Here is a 21,462-nt window from a genome sequence, read left to right as displayed (position 1 = left end):
AGGAGATTGGCGAAAATGGCTTATAAAGATCCCGAAAACACGATCCTGCTCGAAACGACCAAAGGCAATGTCGTCATCGAGCTTTACCCGGACCTCGCGCCGGAACACGTCAACCGCATCAAGGAACTTGCACGCGAAGGTGCTTATGACGGCGTCGTCTTCCACCGCGTGATCGACGGCTTCATGGCGCAGACCGGTGACGTCAAGTTCGGCAAGAAGGGTGGCGCTTCGTTCAATCCTTCGCGCGCCGGCATGGGCGGTTCGGACAAGCCGGATCTCAAGGCTGAATTTTCCAACGCCAACCACGGTCGCGGCGCATGCTCGATGGCGCGTGCGCAAAACCCGAATTCCGCCAACTCGCAGTTCTTTATCTGCTTTGACGATGCCGGCTTCCTGAACCGTCAGTACACGGTTTGGGGCCAGGTCATCGAAGGCATGGACAATGTCGACAAGATCAAGCGCGGCGAACCCGTGCAGGATCCGGATTCGATTGTTTCGATGCGCGTTGCTGCGGACGTTGAGTAAGATCGTTTCGTTGCATCATGCGTGTTGATCTTTTCGATTTCGATCTGCCGGAAGAGAACATCGCATTGAGACCAGCAGAGCCGCGCGATTCAGCGCGGCTTTTGCTTGTAAAGGCGGATGGCTCGGACCTAGGCGACGATACAGTACGCAATCTTGGCAATTATCTGCGTGAAGGCGACGCGCTCGTTTTCAATGATACCAAGGTGATACCGGCGCAACTTGAAGGCTTTCGCGAGCGTGAGGGGGTGCGCGCGCAGGTCGGCGCAACCTTGCATATGCGCACCGGCCCGGATCGTTGGAAGGCGTTTTTGCGTCCGGCAAAGCGTATCAAGGAAGGTGAGCGGATCGATTTCGGCCAGGGCAATAATGCGTGCCTGCTTGGCTCGCTGCAGGCAACGGTGGCCAAGAAGGGCGAGGCGGGCGAAGCCCTGCTCGTTTTCGATTTCAGCGGACCCGATTTGGACCAGGCCATCGCTGCGGTCGGGCATATCCCGCTGCCGCCCTATATCGCCTCGAAGCGGGCCGACGACAGCCGCGACCGCGACGACTACCAGACCGTCTATGCCCGCGAGGAAGGCGCTGTTGCCGCCCCGACGGCCGGTCTGCATTTTACGCCCGGTCTCCTTGACGATTTGAAGCAACGCGGCATCGAGGAACATTTCGTGACGCTGCATGTCGGGGCAGGGACGTTTCTTCCCGTAAAGGCCGACGATACCGCCGAACACAAGATGCATGCCGAAATCGGCCATGTCGACCAGGCCACTGCCGATGCGCTCAATGCGGTCAGGGCGCGCGGAGGGCGGATCGTCAGCGTCGGTACGACGTCGCTGCGGCTTCTCGAAAGCGCAACGGGCGAAGACGGGATTGTTCGCGCATGGTCAGGAGCGACCGACATATTCATTACGCCAGGCTACCGTTTCCGGGCCGTCGACATGCTGATGACCAATTTTCACCTGCCGCGCTCGACGCTGTTCATGCTCGTTTCGGCCTTCAGCGGCATGGATCGCATGCGGGACGCCTATGAATATGCCATCGAAAATCACTACCGCTTCTATTCCTATGGCGATGCAAGCCTGTTATGGCGATCAGAATGACCAGCACCAATTTTGAATTCAAACTGATTGCCAGCGATGGCAAGGCGCGACGCGGCGCGATCACCATGCCACGCGGCACGATCCGCACCCCCGCGTTCATGCCGGTGGGAACCGGCGGCACCGTCAAGGCGATGTATATGGACCAGGTGCGCGAGCTTGGCGCCGACATCATCCTTGGCAACACCTATCACCTGATGCTGCGCCCGACCGCTGAACGCGTTGCGCGGCTTGGCGGGCTGCACGAGTTCGCCAGATGGCCAGGACCGATCCTGACGGATTCCGGCGGGTTTCAGGTGATGTCGCTGGCGCAGTTGCGCAAGCTGACCGAAAACGGCGTCACCTTCCGCTCGCATATCGATGGCAGCGCCCACGAGATGAGCCCGGAGCGCTCGATCGAAATTCAGGGTCTGCTCGATTCCGATATCCAGATGCAACTCGATGAATGCGTTGCGCTGCCTTCGACGCCGAAGGACATCGAGCGGGCCATGGAACTGTCACTGCGCTGGGCCGAGCGATGCAAGACCGCATTCGGCAATCAGCCAGGAAAAGCCATGTTCGGGATCGTGCAGGGCGGTGATGTGGCGGATCTGCGTGTTCGTTCGGCGCAGGCCCTCAAGGCCATGGACCTCAAGGGCTATGCCGTGGGCGGTCTTGCCGTCGGCGAGCCGCAAGAGGTCATGCTCGACATGCTCGACATTACCTGCCCGGAACTGCCGGCGGAAAAGCCGCGCTATCTGATGGGCGTCGGCACGCCTGACGATATCCTGAAGTCGGTGGCGCGCGGCATTGATATGTTCGATTGCGTGATGCCGACGCGGGCAGGCCGGCACGGTCTCGCCTTTACCCGTCGCGGCAAGGTCAATCTGCGCAATGCCCGGCATGCGGACGATCCGCGGCCGCTCGACGAAGAATCATCCTGTCCTGCGGCACGTGACTACAGCCGAGCCTATCTTCATCACCTCGTCAAATCTGGTGAGGCGCTTGGCGGCATGCTGCTGACATGGAACAATCTCGCCTATTACCAGCAACTCATGCAAGGTATACGCGGCGCGATAGAGACTGGAACATATGTCCCGTTCTGTGAAGAGACGCAGGCCGAATGGGCGAAGGGGGATCTCCCCGCTTACCCATAGTCGAGATCAGGCGACGGCCGGCGTTTCCACCGGCGCGGGGTCGGCAGGTTCGAAGAGATTTTTCAGGCGGTCGATCGCGGCGATCTGTTCAGCCCGATCGAGAACGTTCATCTCGAACAGCTTGAGGCTGCGCAGACCCTCAATGGTCAGGAAAACCATCATCGCCAGCATTGGGTCGGCTGCGTTTTCACGCATGCGTTGCAGCAATTGCTTGTTGTAGCGGCGGATCGGCTCGAGAAACCCCGGATCGTTGGCGATAGCCGCAAGAATACCCGAAGGCTCGGGCTCGTTGCAGACGAATTCGGCACGGTAGACAGCGATGACGGCAAGGACGACGCTGTTCGGGCCGAAGTTGCGGGAAGCCTCTTCACGGCGAAGTGATTGGTCAAATTCCGAGACGTGCTGCTCTACCAGACCTTCGAGCAATTTGGCCTTGGTTGGAAATGTATAAAGCAGTCCACCCTTCGAAAGTCCCGCTCGTTTGGCCACAGCATCGAGTGAAAGATTCACCGGTCCCACCTCCTTGGTGATCTCCGCTGCCGCCTGCAGGATCTTGTCTCTTGTCGTTGGGATGTCCGCCACCATTCTGAAACTTTCGTCGTAGGGTTGTTGCCAAAACAATATTGACATTACCGTCCAGACGGTACAGTACTTCGCCCGCGGTAATCAAGTCCGCGTAAATCAATCCCCGTAAGAAAGGCTGGCAGACATATTTGCTGGCCATTGTTTTGTTTCGGAGCAGTCTCCTCATGTTCAAGCGGTTCCTACTTCCCGTTATCATCCTCGTCCTGGTCGTATTGCTGGGCGTCGGGCTGGTCGGATTCAATCTGTTCCGTGACAAGGCAATCAAGGATTTCTTTGCGACGATGCAGCAGCCGGCTGCGCCGGTTTCGACCTACACGGTCGAGCCGACATCGTGGACGCCGGAAATCGAGGCAATCGGCACGGTGAGCGCTATCCAGGGCGTCGAACTCTCCGTCGAGGTTGCCGGCATCGTCAAGGATATCCCGTTCACGGCGAATCAGGTCATCCAAAAGGGCGCCCCGCTGCTCCAGCTCGATGACGCGATCGAAAAGGCCGATATCGTTGCCGCACAGGCGCAGAATGTGCTTATGGACCAGACGCTCGAGCGCGCCCGGACGCTGAATACGCGTGGTGTTGGTGCCGTGTCCAACGTCGACGAGGCCCAGGCGGCATCGCTCGCGAAAAAGGCCGAGATTGCCAAGCTGCAGGCCGTCATGGACCAGAAGCTCATCAAGGCGCCGTTTACCGGCACCGTCGGTATTCCGCGCATCGAGCTTGGTCAATATCTCGCACCCGGCACTTTAGTCGTGAGCTTGCAGGACCTTTCGACAATGCGCGTCGATTTCACCGTTCCCGAGCAGACCTTGAGCCAGCTCAAAGTCGGCCAGCCAATCCGGCTCGGCCTGACCGATAGTGAAATCAACATCAAGGGTGAAATCACGGCCATTGAGCCGCGCATCGATCCCGCGACGCGTCTTGTTTCGGTTCGCGCCAAGGTCGACAATTCCGAAGGCAAGCTGCGCCCCGGCCAGTTCGCACAGGTCCGCGTCGGATTGCCGAAGGAAGACAATGTTCTGACCTTGCCGCAGACGGCGCTCGTTTCCAGTCTTTACGGCGACTACGTGTTCGTCGTCCGTCCGGCAGAACAGAAGCCCGAGGAAAAGAAGCCGACCGAACAGCAGCAGCCCGGCGCCGCATCTGCCGAGACGGCAAAGCCAGCCGACGAAAAGGCAAAGGAAGAGCCGAAGCTTGTTGTCGCTCAGGTATTCGTGACGCCCGGACGCCGATCCGGCCTGAATGTCGAGATCACCAAGGGTCTTAAGCCCGGCGACATCGTCGTCACCGCCGGCCAGAACCGCCTGAACCCCGGTGCTGCCGTCAAGATTGCCAACGATGTCAATCCCGCCAACACCAAAGACGCAGGGCTGCCCACAAAATGAACTTCTCAGAAATCTTCATTCGCCGTCCGGTCCTTTCGACGGTCGTTGCTCTGATGATCATTCTGCTCGGCGCGCAGGGGCTCGTGAACCTTTCGGTTCGCGAATATCCGAAGGTCGAGGAAACGGTTATCACGATCAAGACCGCCTATGCGGGTGCCAGTGCCGACCTTATGCAGGGCTTCATTTCGGCGCCGATCGCCAAGGCCGTGACCACGACGGAGAACATCGACTACGTAACGTCCTCGTCGGGTCCGTCATCGAGTACGGTTACCGTACAGATGAAACTCGGCGCCGATCCGGATGCTGCGCTTACCGAAGTTATCTCGAAGGTCAACCAGGTGCGGGGTGATTTGCCGGCCGAGGCTGACGACCCGGTCATCACCAAGGGCACGGGCCAGGACTTCGCGACGATGTACCTCGCGGTACAGAATCCGAACATGACCAGCGAGCAGATTACCGAATATCTGGAGCGCGTTATCCAGCCGCGCATGTCGACGATTCAGGGCGTGGCCGATGCGCAGATCCTCGGCGGCCAGGTGTTCTCTATGCGCGTCTGGATCGACCCGATCAAGCTCGCGGCTCGCAAGACGACGGCATCGGAAGTGCTGACGGCGATCAACCAGTCGAACTTCCTGTCGGCGCCGGGCAAGGTCGAAAACCTCTATACGGCCTCACCGATCACGTTGAAGACGACGTTGCAGACGCCGGAAGCCTTCGGCGCAATGCCGATCAAATCCGACGGCGACAATATTGTGCGCCTCAGGGATGTGGCGCGCATCGAGCTTGGTGCCGTCAACAAGGATACGATTGTGACCTTCAACGGGTCCAGCGGCACCTTCCTTGGCGTCTTCCCGACGCCCGCCGCAAATCCGATCGATATGACAGCAGCGGTCCGCGCCGAACTGCCATCGATCCAGGCAACCCTGCCTGATGGGATGTCGATCGTCCTGCTTTATGACGCGACGGAACAGATCAGTTCCTCCATCCACGAGGTGTTCAAGACCATCGGCGAGGCGGTTCTTATCGTCGTCCTGGTGATCCTTCTGTTCCTCGGCTCGTTTAGGTCGGTCATCATCCCGGTCGTCACCATTCCGATCTCGCTTGTCGGCGTGTGTTTCTTCCTGTTCATCCTAGGCTATTCGATCAACCTTCTTTCACTGCTCGCAATGGTTCTCGCGATCGGCCTCGTCGTCGACGACGCGATCGTGGTGCTGGAGAATATCCACCGCCACATCGAGGAGGGGCTGCGGCCGGTCGATGCCGCACTGAAGGGCATGAAGGAGATCACGGGTCCGATCGTGGCGATGACCATCACGCTCGCCGCGGTGTTTGCGCCGCTCGGCTTTACCGGCGGTTTGACGGGTGCGCTTTTCCGCGAGTTCGCTTTCACGCTCGCGGGTGCCGTTATCATCTCTGGCGTTGCGGCCTTGACCGTTTCGCCAATGATGTGCGCGCTTCTGTTGAAGCCTGGCAATCACAGCCGTTTCCAACGGATTGTCGACAACACTTTCGGTTGGCTGGAGCGCGCCTATGAACGCCGCGTCGCCGGGTCGCTGAATTTCCGTTTCCTGACGCTGTTCATCGTCATCGCACTGGTCTCGCTGACCGGCTTCCTCTTTACCAAGACCTCATCGGAGCTTGCTCCCGAAGAGGATTCGGGCGCCCTGTTTGCGATCGTCAACGCACCTCAATATGCGACTTCGGACTACACCAAGCTCTATGCCGATCAGATCGATGCGCTGACCAAGGACCTGCCGGAACTCAAGGCCCGGTTCAACATCCTCGGTCTCGGCACGACGAATTCGGCCTTCGCTATCTGGGTGTTCAAGGACTGGACCCAGCGCGAAAAGTCGCAAAAGCAGCTTCAGCAGGAACTGCAGGGGATGATCAGCCCAATTGCAGGTGCCGAAGCCTTCATCTTCGCGCCGCCGACATTGCCCGGTACGGGCGGTGGTCTGCCGATCTCGGTCGTCATTCAGTCTACCGGACCGGCCGACAAGGTCTACGAGGTGGCCGAGGAGATCAAGAAGCAGGCACAGGCATCGGGTCAGTTCATCATCGTCCAGAACTCGCTGTCGTTCAATGCGCCGCAGGTGACAGTCACGATCGATCGCGACCGTGCTTCGGCCCTTGGCGTACCCGTCAGCGATATTGGCCAGACGCTCGGCCTGCTCGTCGGTGGCGGCAAAATCTCGAAGTTTGACCGCGATTCCAACAGCTATGACATTATTCCTCAAGTGCCGCAGGATTACCGGGCCAATCCGGAAAGCCTCGGCCAGTACTTCGTCAAGAGCGCGTCGGGCGAAATGGTGCCGTTGTCTGCGGTGATCAAGATCACCGAGAATGCGTCACCGGCGGCGATCGAACAGTTCAACCAGCTGAATTCGGCGACGATTTCCGCGCTGCCAATGCCTGGCGTTACGACCGGTCAGGGATTGCAGACGATCATCGATACGGCTCGCCCATTGATGCCAGATGGGTTCTTCATGGACTATTCGGGTCAGTCGCGACTCGAGATCGAGCAGGGCAGCACGATCCTGATCGCGTTTGTTCTCGCCGTCGTGGTTATCTATCTCGTCCTTGCGGCGCAGTTCGAAAGCTTCCGTGACCCGTTCATCATCATGATGTCGGTGCCGTTGTCGATCTTCGGCGCGATCGTCCCGCTCAATCTCGGGCTCGGAACGCTCAATATCTATACGCAGGTCGGCCTGATCACGCTTGTCGGGCTCATAACCAAGCACGGCATTCTCATGGTCGAGTTCGCGAACCAGCAGCGCGAACTGCACGGCATATCGCGTCATGACGCCATCATCCTTGCGGCGAAGACACGACTTCGTCCCATTCTGATGACGACGGCGGCGATGGCGCTTGGTGTCATTCCGCTGATCACGGCAACCGGCGCTGGTGCCGCGGCGCGTTACTCGATCGGTCTCGTGATCTTCTCCGGCATCATCGTCGGAACGATCTTCACGCTCTTCGTCGTGCCGATGTTCTATACGTTCATCTCGCGCAAGGACGTGGCCGTCGAATCCGAGAAAACGCCGGACGCCCAGCCTGAATTCGGCCGGGCCTGATGGACTCATACTTAGAAATGGAAAGGCCCCCGAACGGCAGCGTTCGGGGGCCTTTTCTTTTGATCGCTTCGGTCAGGCGCGTTTGAAGGCGCGCAATATGACGAGAAGGATGATTGCGCCGATGGCGGCTGCGATGATGGCGCCGAGAATGCCGCCGCCAAGGGAAATGTTGAGCGCGGGAAACAGGTAGCCGGCGATAAAGGCGCCGATCACGCCGACGACAAGGTCGCCAACGAGGCCGAAGCCGCCGCCCCGGACAAGCTGGCTCGCGAGCCAGCCAGCAATCAAGCCCACCAGAAGAAAGATAAGAAGACCTTCTGCACCCATCTTGGAACCTCCATGAACCGGTTTCGTTGTGATGGTTCGCCAGCCCGTGGATGCTTCAGTCCATGCTTGGCAGGAGAATCACCTGCCCGATGCTACGACGGCAATCGATCTTTGCACAACGAATCTTGCCAACGTGGTAACTGGCACCAGCGGCACACAAAAATACCGGCCGCGGACTGCCACGGCCGGTATGTTATCAAATTTGCAAGCCTTCTTACTGAACGGTCGTTGCAGCCGGCTTGGCAGGTACCTTCTTCGTGGTGGTCTTGTGAACCTTCTTCACGTGATGCTTTGGCATGACCTTCTGCGTGGAGGTCGAGGCGGTTGTGCTGGCTGCGGCGGCTGCATAAGCGCCAGAGCTGAGGACGGGAGCCGAGACGGCGAGGGCGACAGCGAGACCGAGAGCAGTGTAGAGGGACTTTTTCATGGCATCAGTTTCCTTTTGAAGCGGGCTTCGTGGATGCGGTCAATCATCGACCGGCCGCACCCCAAGCAGCTTCAACGCCTGGGCGTAATCTCTAATTCCCTGCGCCTGCTTGTTGCTCGCGCAGAAATTAGCCGCCTGCTTTTGAAGTGCTTTCGCCTTGGCCGCCCGTTTGGCCTCGGCATGTTCGGTGAGTGCGTGTTGAGTCTGTAGCTGAAGTTTGCCGCACAACTCTGTGCGGGTAAGCGTCTCGTCGGCGTTCGACTGTCCGGCCGAGGCGGAGAGGACGATCCCCCCGGCGAGGATGGCGGTCGAAATGGCAGTGAAGGAGTTGAAGAAAGCCATTGCGGTGTACCAGCATCCATTCTGCAAACAGTTGAAACCGACGCACCCTTTATCGGGCAGCACTGTTGCCCCGTTTTTTCTCCTTCGTGGTGTTTTGTTTCTGGAATGTTTCTGAAGCCACAATCCCGAAAATTTGCGTGGCTTTTCGGCCGCAACCGCGCGTAAGAGTCGAAGTGCAATGTCAGGTGGGAAGGACTTTGGGAAAAGATATGAAATCCGAGCCGCACATACTGATTGTCGATGACGACGATGCGATCCGCGATCTCCTGCATGAGTTCCTCAAGAAGCGCGGCATGCAGGTCTCGGTCGCTCGTGACGGCGAGGAAATGCAGGCGGTCATGGCGCGCACTCCCATCGATATCCTTATCCTCGACGTGATGCTGCCCGGCAAAAGCGGTATGGAAATCTGCCGCGAGATCAGGATGCATTCGCGTGTGCCGATCATCATGCTGACGGCGATTGCCGAAACCACGGATCGCGTTGTCGGGCTGGAGATGGGTGCCGACGATTATGTCTCCAAGCCATTCGATCCACGGGAATTGCTGGCGCGGGTGCGGGCGGTGCTGCGCCGCCTCGAGACGCCCGGAGCAGACCGCCGCGCGGAACCCAAGATTTACAAGTTCGCTGGCTGGAGCATGGATTGTTCGCGCCGGCGCCTCGTTTCGCCAGTTGAGGTGAGGGTGGAACTTACGACAGGCGAGTTCAATCTGCTTGAGGCGCTGGTGAAGAGTTCGCAGCGCATGCTCAGCCGCGATCAGTTGCAAGAGCTGGCCGGAAGCAGCACCGCTTATGGCTATGATCGCAGCGTCGACATTCTCATCAGCCGGCTAAGGCGCAAGATGGAAGACGATTCGCGATCCCCAAAGCTGATCTTGACGATCCGGGGCGGCGGTTATCAATTCGTGCCGGAAGTCACTGCCGAATGAACCGCTATCTGCCCCAGTCACTGCCAAGCTGGATATTGCTTGTCCTGATCGCCGGGCTTTTGACGTCCCAAGTCGCAACCCTTTCTATCGTTGCGCGCGACCGGGCAGAAAATACCGAAATCCTTGAGTTTTTCCGGCTGAACGAACGGGCTCATACGCTGGCTAAAGTGTTTTCCGCAGTACCGGCGGCGCAGCGCAAGCAGCTTGTCACCGCCTTTTCGAATTCAGCCAATACGATGAGCCTGTCCGCCGAGCCGGTCGTTAAGTCGGCCATTGCCGCCGACGACAGCCTGGCGGAACTTGAAGACGTTCTTGTCGCGCAGCTCCAGGAATTCGGCGTGACCGATGCCCGCATCGGCCGTGTGCTCGCACAGGTTCCGACTGGACAACTTGCCAATACCAACGCGCCGGACGATCCCGACGCCGGCCTTATCGAGCGTCAACTCTCGGATATTGCCGAGGACTTGAGCCAGAGCGACGGCCTCGCCGCATCGATACGTTTCAACGATGGTCAATGGCTGAACTTCGTCACGCCCATTACGCCGCCCCATCCGATATTTTCGGGTCAGTCATTGCCGCTCTTCGGCGGCGTTGCCGCGGCGGTCATCGGCATGTCGATATGGGCGACGCGGCGGCTCACTGCACCCTACCGTGCCCTTGAGCGGGCCGTGAAGCGCATTGGAGAGGATGTGAAGGCGCCGCCGCTGCCAGTTATCGGCAGCAGCGAATACAAATCAGCGGCGAGGGCGGTCAACACCATGCAGGCCCAATTGCGCGCCTACGTGGCGGACCGCGAGCAGCTTGCGGCGGCGCTTGCCCATGATCTGCGTACGCCTTTGACCCGCATCCGGCTGCGGCTCGAACTGCTGCGTAACGCGCCGGTTCGCCAGCAGATTGCCCATGATCTCAATGATATCGAAGGGATAGCCCGGTCGGTCATCGACTTTGCAAGCTATGAGATCGTTGACGAGACGCCCGAAAAAATCGACTTTTGGTCCCTCGTTGATGCGATTGCCGACAATTATTCGCAAGTCTCGTTCGAAACGTCGGTCTCACGCGCCTTTGTCTGTTCGGGGCGTCCCATGGCGTTGCGCCGATGCGTGACCAATCTCATCGACAATGCGGTGACCTACGGCAGCAAGGCGCACCTTGATCTAGCGCAGCGGGATGGCGACATCGTCCTCACGATCCGGGATGAAGGCCCCGGTATCCCGGCGGAGAAACTCGACGAGGTGTTCCAGCCATTTCGCAGGGTCGAGACGTCCCGCAATCGCCAGACAGGCGGATTTGGTCTCGGGCTGACCATAGCGCGCAATATCGCGCGACGCAGCGGCGGTGACATTACGCTTGCAAATGATCCTGCCGGGGGTCTGCGCGCGGAGTTGCGTATTCCTCGCGCTGCCTGAAGCGAAGGGGCAAATCCGTCAATGCGATGTTATGAAGGCCTTGCGGATCTCGAACAGCGCCTTGGCGATGGCAATGTCGGCTTCCGAGCCTGCATTTTCCGCCGTCGTCTCGACGAGTTGTTCTCCAAGTTCGGAGAGCGCGAGGGCGACATCATACTGGTCCCAGCCGGCGCTTAGGGCCTGGCTTACAAGATCCTCAAATCCGGCACGGAGCGCTGCCTTGCATTCGGCAGCCTGGCTCAACGGATCGTCGGTTCTTTTGGGCGGCGAAATAGTCATGGCGCTGATAGTAAAGGCGAACCGGCGACAGGCAATCCGGCAGAAAGTGGTAGGTCCTGTTCGATTGGATTAAGTAGTGCCCGGCAACGCGTAGTCGCCGCAATAAATACACCGCGTAGGAAAACGGCCGGGGGAGGCGCGCGATTTAGATCGTCACTACTCCCCTTGCACCTTTTCGAGGCTTGATGAGTAGAATGCCCGCGCATCGGCGCTCAGCGCCTGCCTTGAACCGGTGCGCGTGTAGAACATGTGGCCGCCGCGGTAGAGCTTGAGCTCCACCCTTCCTGCGCTCAGCGTCGCCGGCAGGTGATCTATGACGTATTTGTTGATCCCGTAAGGCGTGAGCGCATCGCTGTAGCCGTGGGCCACGAGCAGGCGAAACGACGGGATGACCGACAGAAGTTCGCGTATGTCGCCTGCCGCGCTTGCCCGCGTGCGGCCGCCGCCGTTCTCGTTCTGGCTCCATTTCCACTTTTCGTTGACGTTGTTGGCAAGCAGATTGTAGGTGAGCTCAGTCTCGAAGCCGAGTTCGTTGCGGGCGTAGCTTGCGAAGGCTGCGCCATAGGCGCGGGTAAAACCATCGAGAACCGGGTCGCCCCCCTCTTCGGAGTCGGATTCAGGATAAGGGTCCGGCGCTGCGAGCGACGCATCATAGCGGCTGACGACTTCGGACGAGGCGCTTTTCGAGTTTTTGACATAGACGTCGGTGAGAAAGCCGCGGGCGCGCGTCACCAGCGCTTCGGGTATGCCGGTCATCTGCGCGATTCGGGCATAGAGGTTTTTTGCGGCATCGCCCGAGGGTTCCGGTCCGGAAAGGGCGACGAGATAGTCGGTCATTGCAAATTTTTCGGCCTCTGCAACAGCGGCCGGATCGAAGGCGTTCTTGCGCTCAAGCTCGCCGGCGGCAAGGGAGGGCAATTGCAGCGCCGCCCATAGCGGATAGCGCCGATCGCCGAAGAGGAGATTTCCCTCGATGAGCGGCGACAGCATTACGATGCCTGATACCAGTATGCCCTGACTGTCCTTTAGCCGCGTCGCGACCTTTGCGGCGCGAAAACCGCCATAGCTTTCGCCAAGTATGAATTTCGGCGCGGCCATGCGATCATTCTGCGCAACGTAAAGCGCGATCGCCTTGGCGATACTGTCGGCGTCTTCGCCGATCCCGTAGAAGTCCGCAGCGACTTTGTCGTTGCTGGCGCGGCTCCATCCTGTTCCCACCGGATCGATCAGGACGAGATCGGTGAAGGCGAGCCAACTGTCCGGATTGTCGGTAAGAACCGGATTGGTGCCGCCTTCGCCATGTGGCCCGAACTCCAGAATGCGCGGTCCGACCAATCCAAGGTGAAGGTATGCGGACGCGGCACCCGGTCCGCCATTGAAGGCAAAGGTGATTGGCCGGCCGGGCGTGCGGTCGCGCGCGGCATAGGCGGTGTAGAACATCTTCGCCATCGGCTTGCCATCCTGCCCATAAAGGACCAGCGTACCCGCGGTCGCCGTATAGGGCAGGTCGCCGGCAGCGGTCTTCAGCACGTGCTCGGTTACCGAATTTGCCGGAAGCAGGCCGAGGATGCCTAAACCGGCCGCGGCAGCGCCTGCCTCGGGGCCTGCATCGGCGGCGCTGGGATTATCGGTCTGGCTGCCATGGGGCGCATGGTCCTGCGGGGCAGCGGGCGTTGCCAGAAACATCGACGCAAGTGCTAGGCACAAAAGAAAACGTTGGAGATACAATGGCTTCGTCCTTTGAAAACAGAAATACAGGGCGAGTGTATTGCTGTTGATCGGCAGGAGGAAACTCAAACTAAATTGATCCCGGCCAGATGGCGCCAGTTCGCTATAGCAAACTTTCGCTGCCGAACTCGCGGCTATATTGCTCCTGGGTGATCTCCTGCACGGTGCAGGCCTTGTATTCCGGCGTATCGAGCCCGAAGCCCCGGGCGATGCATTTGCGCTCCACCGCGCCGGCAAGCTGCCCCAACTGCCCGTAGGACATTTGCTCCAGCGACGGCCGGCTCGCGCAACCCAATAAGGCAAAGGCACCGAGCAGCGCAAGCATGATCGCGTTGGCTTTCATGCGGCGAGGGTGGCGAAAAGGAGTAAATGAAGGGTTAAGGGAATTCGATGTTGGTGAGCGCGCAGGGATTCGAACCCTGAACCTACTGATTAAAAGTCAGCTCAGATACCCTTTCATACCCGTACAAATCAGTTCACCCGCCTCAAGCTAAGTGTCGAAAATTCTATGCCTTTCTCGGAATGTATGAGAATGTAATGCACATCAGGTAACAAGCCATATCACCCGCTTTTTGTTACCTGCGTGTTACCTCGTGGGGGATAGGCCATGGCAGAGAAGGCAAGGAAGATCACACAACCGGCTATTGATCGCGGCGACTACAAGCCCAAGCTGGGCGCAGATGGAAAACCCAAACTCACCTATTACCCCGATGCCGGAAAACCCGGTCTTGTCTTGGTAGTCCAGCCGTCCGGCAAAAAGTCGTGGGTCATCTTCTATCGGCGGCTCAGCGACCGCAAACAGCGCAAGTACACGCTTGAAGGCTTTCCGTCGCTGGGGGCGGCCCACAAGCTCGCACAGGACAAGCTGGACGATATTTCCAATGGGCTTGACCCAGCCGCCCAGAAGCAAGAGGCAAAGCGGGCAGCCAAAGAAGGCACCCCAGACCGCGATCTGTTCAAGACTGTCGTTGAACGCTACATGCGCGTTTATCGGCAAGGACGCGCCACGCAGCGAAAGAAGAAGAAAGACTACAAGCCCAAGGAGCGCACGGTGCTGGAGACTGCCCGCCTGCTCGGGCTCAAGCCCGATCCAGAGAACCCCAATGGTTGGGCCGTTATCGAAGGCGGTCTTGTAGAGAAGTGGGGTGATAGGCGCATACAGGATATTCGCAAGCGCGACGTGCGGGATCATCTGGACGGGTTGCTTGAAAAAAGCGAGCGCAAGGCTAACGGCGCGCCTTATGTAGCCAATCGCACCTACGCTGCACTCGCGCCCTTATTTGCGTGGGCGGCACAGCAGGACGATGACCTTATGATCGAAGCTGCACAACTCAAGTGGAACAAGGCCGCCGAACAGAAGCGCGAGCGTTTCCTGAACCAAGATGAAATTCGCTGGTTCTGGCAGGCTACGGGCGAAAAGCCTGACGGCATCGGCTGGCCGTTCGGTTCACTTTTTCGGCTTTTGCTTTTGACCGGCGCACGTAAAAGCCAAGTGGGTGAGGCGACAGATAGTGAGTTGGACCTCAGCAAGCGGCTCTGGACGATCCCAGACCGCGAGGGCGGGAAGGGCAAGGTCAATAAACTGCCGCTCACTGATGAGGTTTTGGCGATCCTGAAAGGCCTAAAGCGAGTTAAGGACACCAAGCTGCTGTTTACGATGCGCGGCGACAAACTCAATCCTACCAGCTATCGCAAAGCCTATCTCAGGTGCCGCGACTTAATGGAGCAACAGGCGCGCAAGGAAGCCGCAGAGCGTGGCGACGACCCGCAGGCGGTCAGCATCGAGCACTGGAGCGTTCACGCACTCAGGCACACGGTTGAGACGCATATGCGCGACGATGAGTTGCGTATTGGCAGAGAGCAGGTGAACGCAGTCCTGAACCACTCAGAGGGCGGAATGTCTGGCGTTTATAATCACGCCGAGGGCATAGAAATGAAGCGGGAGGCACTGGAGAAGTGGGAGCGTTATGTGCTCCGGCTTGTGAACGGCAATCCGCCCGCAGAGAATGTAGTGCCGCTCCCGCTGCGCGCGAGGGAGTGAAGACATGTGGGCATTGGTGTTTGCGCTGGGGCTCGTCTGGATTGTTACGCGCCTGCCGCTGCTTTTGCAGATTATTGTCGCGTTTGTGGCGGGGTGGGCTGCGCTGGGTCTTTGGCTCGGGCTTGTGTGATGAGACAGGCGTCAGAGCCGACCTGTGGGGGTGCTGCCTGCTAAGTGTTTGAGTTGCTTCGGGTGTTGGTTCCGACCAGAAGCGAGAGGAATTCGCTCATCGTGGCAGGTAAAATCCGCAAAAAGCCCGCAGAACGGCCCCTCAGTGGAACGTCCACAGCCCGATTGGCGCGCCATACTGACAACAGATCAGTTATGCGGGGGTGAAATACGCTAGTTAGATCAGATAGTTAGGTATGGAATTGTATGGGATTGTTAGGCCTAAGTAACAGACAGGTAACAGGCGGGGGGGGTATAAGCAAAGGCCAAGGCCCTAGGTGGGGGGACTTCCCCCTTCGATCTCGCGTGGAGTACCGGGACTTTGTGGGTCCCATGGCATTGATTTTGGCTGTGAAGATAAAAAACTAGCCAGAAACCCAACTCCCACCAAAAGGCAGCAAAATCAGCCGGTTGCAGGCGGGGCCCGCTCGGACGGGGACGGTTTCAGGCCCTCTGCAACTTTTATTTAGATGTCTTTTGGCTGCTCCCGCGCTTAAGGGCCGTTTCTATAAACTCCACGTCATGTTGCAGCTTTGCGATTTCGCGACGGTCGTTCTCTATCAGTTGTGTGTACATCGCAGTCGTGGTGGCGTCTTCTTCGGGTCGTTGCTCAGAAATTCTCATCTGCGAACTTGCGATTTGCTGAAGGAGAACATTGATCTTGTTTTTTAATGAGGCAAGGTGCTTTTGAACATCGTCCATATGGATTTTCTCCCTATTGCGACAGTATGGTGGCGTTACCCCTGTTTTAAGGATGGCAGATTTTCTAGGTCGTCGCACAGAACGAGCAAGTCATCAATTATGGACCTAAGGTCCTTAAGCAGGGCATTTCCTTGACCGAGAATATCTTCCGGCCTGAGTTTCGGGTGCAAGGGAGCACCGTGGCTAGGCGTAAATTCTTGGGAAGTGTGGTACATCGCCCAAGGGGTATGAACGAACCCATTGCGTTTACCGGAGGCCCTGCCCAGAGCATCAAACGTAGTTTTGATCCGGTTGAGTAATTCCAATTCTTCTGGACCTTTCAACCGGTCTGTTAAGACCGATAGCGTAATCTCTCGCTGCCCCTTGTCGGCACGTAAGGCGTAGTAAAGCGTAGCGGCCTGCTCGCGTTCCATCTTAAGGACAATACGGAAAATCTCGAAAACGAACCAATGGGCCGTGCTGCTTTCGGCGGCTATGAGCCCAATCAGGCTGTAGAGCTAACCCCATTTTTCAGGTGGCCCGCTAAAAGTGTAATGATCTGACATCGGCTTAACCTTGGTCCTTAGTCTGAAATCTGTTGCATGTAGTTCGTAAGCAACTGGTTGCATAGCAAATCTGCTAGCTCCACTGTGCGAACGAGGGCACTGGTCCCGGTACTCACCATTGACTGCATGATCGCAGACTTTGCAGCCTTAACCGCTGGGTCAGGCATTCGATATGCGGTTCCTATAACGTCTTTCTGAAATCCAATACCTTTGGTGTACAGGAGTTTCATGTTTATTGGAGCGTAGGAGAACCCCAAGTAAATTACTTGTTCCGCATTGAGCAGCAGATTGTTCATCTGACCGATTACCGGGTCCTGCTGGTTCCATTCGGTGAAAGTGCGAAGTTGTTGAGCAATGGGGAGGAGAATGTCCCACGTTGGTTCTTCGCCGTAGGCACACCCACTGCCATCGTCCACCTGCCAAGGGAGCTTGCCCACCTGACCGTAGGGGTGAATGACCACAAATTGTTTTGTAAGTTCTTGCGCATCTTGCAAGGTTATTCCGAAGTAGTTTGACAAAGAATGAGAGACGTAATGCTCGATGCATCTGTCATAATTAAAAGTTATAATTGCTACATTGTCAAATATAGTATCCAAATCTTCCTTCAGAACGTTAGCATGGGCCATCTTACAAAATGTATTATGCCAACTATCTCCAATCTCGCGAAAATTAAGCTTGTCGCCTTGCCCGTGTTCAAAATAGATACTACTTTCACGCTCTGCTTGCAAAATGCTGGCAGCGATCCCTATTTTTCCCATCAACACGATCTTCTCGTTTGTGGAGTGAGTGTGGAGAAAATTGTCGATTGACAGTGCCTGCGGCATTGCCGATGCGATATGCCGTCCGGCCGCCGCGTAGGGATTGATGTCAACCGGACTTCCACCGGACTGGAGCATATCCCGAAGAGCGAACACAATCTCTTCATCACCACGAGATAACTGACCACGGTCGAAAAAGATATCCACCTTGTCGGCGATAATGCTTTTCAGCTCCACCCCCACGGGCAGATTGACTTCTTTACTTGCGCCTGCACCTACTACAAATACGGTCTTCTTCTTAAACACCGAAAACTCCGCGCAATAGTTCGATGGACAAGGAGACCACGAGCACGGTGGGTCTTCAATGGGTAGTAGGCGCTCTACACAGAATACAGGCTTTGCCCTCTCGTGGCTTGTGCCCTAAGCGGCGGTCTCTGGCTCTCCCTCCGATCCCGCCGCTTGTGACACGTGTGACACGTGTGACACGTCCCTGACATACCACCCGTGACAGCCGGTTTTTACAGGTATATATAGAAAATATATAATAATATCAACAACTTAGCTTTCAGCGTCGTTCTTCCAGCTGTTCCCGCGTTAGTCCCAATACATCCGTCACATCCGTCACACGTGTCACACGAGGGCCTTTGGCGATCCCATAGCGCTGCCAATGCTCATCAAAATGCTTGATCAAATAGCCGCGCGCTTGGATGCGTTTGCCTGTGGCGTCCCTGCCAGTATCTCTCATCTCCGATTTGACTGAGAAGGGCGTGAGCAACCCACTCAGCCTGCGCGGGTCAAGGCCAGCGCCGTCGCGATAGCTGCCCCATGGCCAGTGTTCGGGCTCGTTGAGCAAGTCGCATAAGTCCTTGGAGCTGACGAACTCCTTCTCGCTGTCACCAACTGAGGAGTAAATGTCCGTAAGTAAAAGAAGTCCCGTATCCGTCTGGGGTTTCTGTTTTTCAAAGGGCACAGCAACGGCATCGAGACTAAGGTGCCATTTGCCACTCGGGTCAGCAATGTCGGTTACGGCGTAAAGCGGGTACCAGTTGTCTCCGGCGCGGTTCTTAAACCCAGCGGGAAGCTTGGGCTCGGCCAGGAGCAGCGCTTCGTGGTTTTGTTTGGCCCAAAGTGCTGCTTGCTCCCGCAAGGTGTCCAATTCAGGTTTGTGTATGAGTGTCTTGAGTTTTTCATAGCCGCCGTCGCCCATTTGCATCGTCACGGGGAGGCTTCGGTCAGCAAGGTCGTCAGGAAGCCGTTTTCCTTTGCTGGCTATGACTACAGGGCCGAACGGCTTGAACGCTTCCATCTCGTCCGTGTCTTTGTTGAAACGCGGCACGGTGGCGTCCCGGGTCCAACCCGCGTTGAGCGTCATGTGGATATCGCCCGGCAGCTTGCCGTTGCCCAGCATTTTGTCGAACTCGTCCATCAAGAGCGTGTGCTGCTTGTTGATAAGCCGAAAGATGCCAGCTTGGGTGATATTGGCCACAACACTGCCATTGGGCAAAAGATAGCTCATAACGCGGAGAAGTTCGGATTTCCCGCTGCCGGGCGTCGGCGACCAGATACTTAAACGCGGCGCATGGTCGAAGGCGTTATAGGCGTGTGAATAGAGGGCATAGACAGCGAGCAGCGGATAGTCTTGCTCGTGAGGTAGGCCGATAAATCGACGGAGTGTTTTCTCGATGTTATAGAGTAGTTTAGCGCCGTCTACTGGCGGCTGTTGCTCTTGAACCTGAGCAGAGGGTGTACTATATTTATCCACGTGGTTAGGGCTCTTAGTTGATCTGATTTGCCTTCCATAGTTTGCTCTCTTCCTTAAGGCCCGTTCGTAGCGGGCCTTTATCTTTTCCTACATATGGTGTGCCGGAGAGCGGCTTGCTAGGGCTTCCGGGGCCACGGCTCATGCGGAACGGGATCGCGCCCGTATCTGTAGCTCGTGTACCTTTTGTGGCGCTCCGCTTTCCAGAGGCCCACGTCCCACCCGGCGCGCGCGGCTTCCTCCTCCGAGACGGGCAGTCGGTCCTCGCCACGCCACCAACGCGCGGGATCGCGAAAATCCATCGACACGCCGTTGATACAGCCAATCTTGCTTTCTGGCTCTGTGCTCATGCTTTTACCTCCTTTGGATCAATAACCAGCATGTGCTGCTCGATCATCGAGCAATCGGCATCCCCTTTGGGCTGTGCGCGTTCGAGCCTCTGCAACTGCTCATCGATTGAGGCCTTAAACGCCTCAGCTTGCTGCGCTATACGTTCCAGTCCGGCCTGCTTCTCCGCCTCAGACCAGCGAGAAGTTGCGAAGGTGAAGACCTCGGGATAGTGCCGCATTACCGCCAGCTCGTTCCCGACGATGACCGTGTTTAGCTTTTCAATGTCCTCCTCGCTGAGGGAAGTCAGGGAAAGCCCTATAGTGGCTTCTACAGGGGTTTTCTGTGCTTCTGAGTGTGTCTGAGCCTCTAACGCAAGAAGCTCTTCCACGGGGTTTTGTGGGGCATTCTGAGTATAGTTTGTCATTTAGGCTGTTCCTTCTAGGCTGTGAGTTCGAGGCGGCCAAGCTGCACACGAGCGGCGTCACGGCCACGGCGTAGTGCGGCGGCACGGTCACGTTGCTGCTTGGCGACTGCGCGCATGGAGGGATGAATTCGAGACTGGCGATCCCGCTCCCATTCCAACCCTTCCGCTACGGGGATGAGAATTTGCTGGCGCGCGTAACCCGGGGGTTGAAGCACGACGCGGGGCGGTCCCGCTTGCCTGCGCCACAGTTTGTAGAGCCTCACCTCGGAAATGCCGATCCGGGTGCAAAAGCCCTTCACGGTTAAATATTCTGGATTTGTGTCTGGCATCGAGTTTGTCTCTGGAGTGTTTAGTTTGAAAACAATAGCGCCATGGCGCTCCGATTGTTATGTTATACTATCACGCGCAGCGATATGAGCAAGCAACTCGTGTCGTTGAATGCCACCACCGAGACCTAACGATGCCCAAGCTGCCCGATCTGCACCAATTGCCCAATAACCCGTGGGATGGACCCGTTGACCGCCCCGATCCCAAGGTGATCGAGGAGCGTCGGCAGGCGATGACAGACATTATTGACGCCTTGCCAGCGGGCAGCTTGAGCAGTGGGGTTGTTGCGTATGACCCGAGCGATCCCAGCACAATGTGGGCTTCCGACGATCCCAAGATGCGGCAGTTTCCCGTGATGGCACCAACTGGTTCGCGCTGAAAAATACCAACAACACCCCAGCTGCGATTAGCCTCGCAGCCGCTTCGAATGCCGCCGATACGATCCGCGAAAACCCGCCCTTTATCCGTGTTGTCGTTGCTGGCGGGACTGCGACAATTACGATCACGGCTACAAAATAGCCCCGCGCGTCACCACTTGTTTTCCGGCGCAATCACGCGCCCCGCTATGTGGAGGAAAAAATGCCCGTGAGTGAAACCGTCAGCGCAGATTTTAGGGGTCTGTTTGCTGCCAACTTCTTGAGCCGTGCTGTCGGGTCTTTGTTTAAACAGAGCACTAACTATGCCTGCCAGATGCCCAGCGCCGATCCCGCAGACGAGCGTTACTTGACTGCGAAGCAGGTGAGGGCGCGTTACGGGGACATAACCAGCGTCACTCTTTACCGGTGGAGCCACGACGAGCAGAAGGGCTTTCCCAAACCAGTGAAGCTGTCGGAACACAACTATTGGCGGCTGAGCGAGTTGCTTGCGTGGGAACACGCTAAGATCATCGGCTAGAGAGGTGCGACAAATTGGCAGCCGCGATTTGTTACCTCCAGCGTTACCTCAGAAGCGAATTTGAGTAACAGCCGGAAAGCTCTAGTTTCATAAAGTCTTGATTTTCTTCGGGTTTTTGGTGAGCGCGCAGGGATTCGAACCCTGGACCTACTGATTAAAAGTCAGTTGCTCTACCGGCTGAGCTACGCGCTCCCAAAACGAGGCGCGTTCAATCGCCTCGGGAAGTGCGGCGGAACATAGGGGCGGGACAGCCATCGGTCAACAACTAACATGCAGATAATTTGCGGAA

24 protein-coding genes and 2 tRNA genes are annotated in these 21,462 nt (G+C 57.4%); 11 read left to right on the top strand and 15 right to left on the bottom strand.

The window, feature by feature from the left end; translation table 11 throughout:
* Positions 1-15 precede the first annotated feature (15 nt).
* From BM074_RS14630 to tgt, 3 genes are read left to right on the top strand one after another with little or no spacing between them, the layout of a single operon-like run.
* A complete protein-coding gene (locus BM074_RS14630; protein WP_091922911.1) occupies positions 16-525 on the top strand; it encodes a peptidylprolyl isomerase in 510 nt (169 codons plus the stop codon).
* A 17-nt stretch (positions 526-542) separates the two neighbouring features.
* Positions 543-1,619 (top strand): tRNA preQ1(34) S-adenosylmethionine ribosyltransferase-isomerase QueA, encoded by a 1,077-nt coding sequence (gene queA / locus BM074_RS14625; RefSeq protein WP_027233228.1) that lies wholly within the window; start codon positions 543-545, stop codon positions 1,617-1,619.
* Positions 1,616-2,752, top strand: coding sequence for a tRNA guanosine(34) transglycosylase Tgt (gene tgt / locus BM074_RS14620; protein ID WP_027233229.1), 1,137 nt, complete (start codon positions 1,616-1,618; stop codon positions 2,750-2,752). The genes queA and tgt overlap by 4 nt, the downstream gene beginning before the upstream one ends.
* Positions 2,753-2,758: 6 nt before the next feature.
* Here tgt and BM074_RS14615 read toward each other — a convergent pair whose 3' ends face one another.
* Positions 2,759-3,337, bottom strand: a complete 579-nt coding sequence (locus BM074_RS14615) for a TetR/AcrR family transcriptional regulator (RefSeq protein ID WP_027233230.1) — start codon at positions 3,335-3,337, stop codon at positions 2,759-2,761.
* Between the two features lie 164 nt (positions 3,338-3,501).
* Between BM074_RS14615 and BM074_RS14610 the strand changes: the two genes are divergently transcribed.
* Both BM074_RS14610 and BM074_RS14605 read left to right on the top strand, forming a co-directional pair.
* Positions 3,502-4,716: an efflux RND transporter periplasmic adaptor subunit gene (locus tag BM074_RS14610; RefSeq protein ID WP_091922909.1), complete on the top strand. Its 1,215-nt coding sequence runs from the start codon at positions 3,502-3,504 to the stop codon at positions 4,714-4,716.
* Positions 4,713-7,790 (top strand): efflux RND transporter permease subunit, encoded by a 3,078-nt coding sequence (locus tag BM074_RS14605; protein ID WP_027233232.1) that lies wholly within the window; start codon positions 4,713-4,715, stop codon positions 7,788-7,790. Before BM074_RS14610 ends, BM074_RS14605 begins: the two co-directional genes overlap by 4 nt.
* A gap of 72 nt (positions 7,791-7,862) precedes the next feature.
* On the opposite strand, the gene BM074_RS14600 is transcribed toward BM074_RS14605, so the two are convergent.
* The 3 genes from BM074_RS14600 to BM074_RS14590 form a co-directional block, all read right to left on the bottom strand.
* Positions 7,863-8,117: a GlsB/YeaQ/YmgE family stress response membrane protein gene (locus BM074_RS14600; protein WP_027233233.1), complete on the bottom strand. Its 255-nt coding sequence runs from the start codon at positions 8,115-8,117 to the stop codon at positions 7,863-7,865.
* A 214-nt stretch (positions 8,118-8,331) separates the two neighbouring features.
* Positions 8,332-8,544, bottom strand: coding sequence for a hypothetical protein (locus tag BM074_RS14595; protein ID WP_027233234.1), 213 nt, complete (start codon positions 8,542-8,544; stop codon positions 8,332-8,334).
* A 39-nt stretch (positions 8,545-8,583) separates the two neighbouring features.
* Positions 8,584-8,949, bottom strand: coding sequence for a hypothetical protein (locus tag BM074_RS14590; RefSeq protein ID WP_244532864.1), 366 nt, complete (start codon positions 8,947-8,949; stop codon positions 8,584-8,586).
* A 146-nt stretch (positions 8,950-9,095) separates the two neighbouring features.
* On the opposite strand from BM074_RS14590, the gene BM074_RS14585 reads away from it, so the two are divergent.
* The gene (locus tag BM074_RS14585; RefSeq protein ID WP_091922906.1) at positions 9,096-9,812 is read left to right on the top strand and encodes a response regulator; all 717 of its coding nucleotides are present in this window, start codon (positions 9,096-9,098) and stop codon (positions 9,810-9,812) included.
* Positions 9,809-11,218 (top strand): sensor histidine kinase, encoded by a 1,410-nt coding sequence (locus tag BM074_RS14580; RefSeq protein WP_091922904.1) that lies wholly within the window; start codon positions 9,809-9,811, stop codon positions 11,216-11,218. The genes BM074_RS14585 and BM074_RS14580 overlap by 4 nt, the downstream gene beginning before the upstream one ends.
* 18 nt (positions 11,219-11,236) lie before the next feature.
* Here the strand turns inward: BM074_RS14580 and BM074_RS14575 are convergent, their stop codons facing one another.
* The 4 genes from BM074_RS14575 to BM074_RS14560 form a co-directional block, all read right to left on the bottom strand.
* The gene (locus BM074_RS14575; protein ID WP_091922902.1) at positions 11,237-11,497 is read right to left on the bottom strand and encodes a hypothetical protein; all 261 of its coding nucleotides are present in this window, start codon (positions 11,495-11,497) and stop codon (positions 11,237-11,239) included.
* A gap of 156 nt (positions 11,498-11,653) precedes the next feature.
* Positions 11,654-13,183, bottom strand: coding sequence for a S10 family peptidase (locus tag BM074_RS14570; protein ID WP_091922900.1), 1,530 nt, complete (start codon positions 13,181-13,183; stop codon positions 11,654-11,656).
* 145 nt (positions 13,184-13,328) lie between these two features.
* On the bottom strand, positions 13,329-13,550 hold the full coding sequence (locus BM074_RS14565; RefSeq protein WP_091922898.1) for a hypothetical protein: 222 nt from the start codon (positions 13,548-13,550) through the stop codon (positions 13,329-13,331).
* 69 nt (positions 13,551-13,619) lie between these two features.
* Positions 13,620-13,689: transfer RNA gene (locus tag BM074_RS14560), tRNA-Lys, on the bottom strand.
* Between the two features lie 143 nt (positions 13,690-13,832).
* On the opposite strand from BM074_RS14560, the gene BM074_RS14555 reads away from it, so the two are divergent.
* Positions 13,833-15,266, top strand: a complete 1,434-nt coding sequence (locus BM074_RS14555; protein ID WP_091922896.1) for a tyrosine-type recombinase/integrase — start codon at positions 13,833-13,835, stop codon at positions 15,264-15,266.
* 4 nt (positions 15,267-15,270) lie between these two features.
* A complete protein-coding gene (locus BM074_RS23440) occupies positions 15,271-15,396 on the top strand; it encodes a hypothetical protein (RefSeq protein WP_280139090.1) in 126 nt (41 codons plus the stop codon).
* A gap of 500 nt (positions 15,397-15,896) precedes the next feature.
* Here the strand turns inward: BM074_RS23440 and BM074_RS14550 are convergent, their stop codons facing one another.
* From BM074_RS14550 to BM074_RS22755, 6 genes are all read right to left on the bottom strand, one after another.
* Positions 15,897-16,136, bottom strand: coding sequence for a hypothetical protein (locus BM074_RS14550; protein WP_091922894.1), 240 nt, complete (start codon positions 16,134-16,136; stop codon positions 15,897-15,899).
* 562 nt (positions 16,137-16,698) lie between these two features.
* Positions 16,699-17,745, bottom strand: coding sequence for a hypothetical protein (locus BM074_RS14540; RefSeq protein ID WP_091922891.1), 1,047 nt, complete (start codon positions 17,743-17,745; stop codon positions 16,699-16,701).
* Between the two features lie 259 nt (positions 17,746-18,004).
* Complete coding sequence (locus BM074_RS14535; RefSeq protein ID WP_091922889.1) at positions 18,005-19,201, bottom strand: DUF3631 domain-containing protein; 1,197 nt, start codon at positions 19,199-19,201, stop codon at positions 18,005-18,007.
* A 116-nt stretch (positions 19,202-19,317) separates the two neighbouring features.
* A complete protein-coding gene (locus BM074_RS14530) occupies positions 19,318-19,548 on the bottom strand; it encodes a hypothetical protein (RefSeq protein ID WP_091922887.1) in 231 nt (76 codons plus the stop codon).
* Positions 19,545-19,952, bottom strand: coding sequence for a hypothetical protein (locus BM074_RS14525; protein ID WP_091922885.1), 408 nt, complete (start codon positions 19,950-19,952; stop codon positions 19,545-19,547). The genes BM074_RS14530 and BM074_RS14525 overlap by 4 nt, the downstream gene beginning before the upstream one ends.
* A gap of 14 nt (positions 19,953-19,966) precedes the next feature.
* On the bottom strand, positions 19,967-20,251 hold the full coding sequence (locus BM074_RS22755) for a hypothetical protein (RefSeq protein WP_139217676.1): 285 nt from the start codon (positions 20,249-20,251) through the stop codon (positions 19,967-19,969).
* Between the two features lie 161 nt (positions 20,252-20,412).
* On the opposite strand from BM074_RS22755, the gene BM074_RS14520 reads away from it, so the two are divergent.
* A complete protein-coding gene (locus BM074_RS14520; protein WP_139217675.1) occupies positions 20,413-20,658 on the top strand; it encodes a hypothetical protein in 246 nt (81 codons plus the stop codon).
* Between the two features lie 206 nt (positions 20,659-20,864).
* Entirely contained in the window at positions 20,865-21,173 is a 309-nt protein-coding gene (locus tag BM074_RS14515) for a helix-turn-helix transcriptional regulator (protein WP_139217674.1), read from the top strand.
* 116 nt (positions 21,174-21,289) lie between these two features.
* On the opposite strand, the gene BM074_RS14510 is transcribed toward BM074_RS14515, so the two are convergent.
* Positions 21,290-21,365 (bottom strand) — tRNA-Lys (locus tag BM074_RS14510).
* Positions 21,366-21,462 lie beyond the last annotated feature (97 nt).

The sequence above is a fragment of the Phyllobacterium sp. CL33Tsu genome (genome assembly GCF_900113985.1).
Taxonomy (GTDB): domain Bacteria; phylum Pseudomonadota; class Alphaproteobacteria; order Rhizobiales; family Rhizobiaceae; genus Phyllobacterium; species Phyllobacterium pellucidum.
The sequence above is the reverse complement of the archived record's forward strand: the minus strand, read 5'-3'. Positions and strand labels throughout refer to the sequence as shown.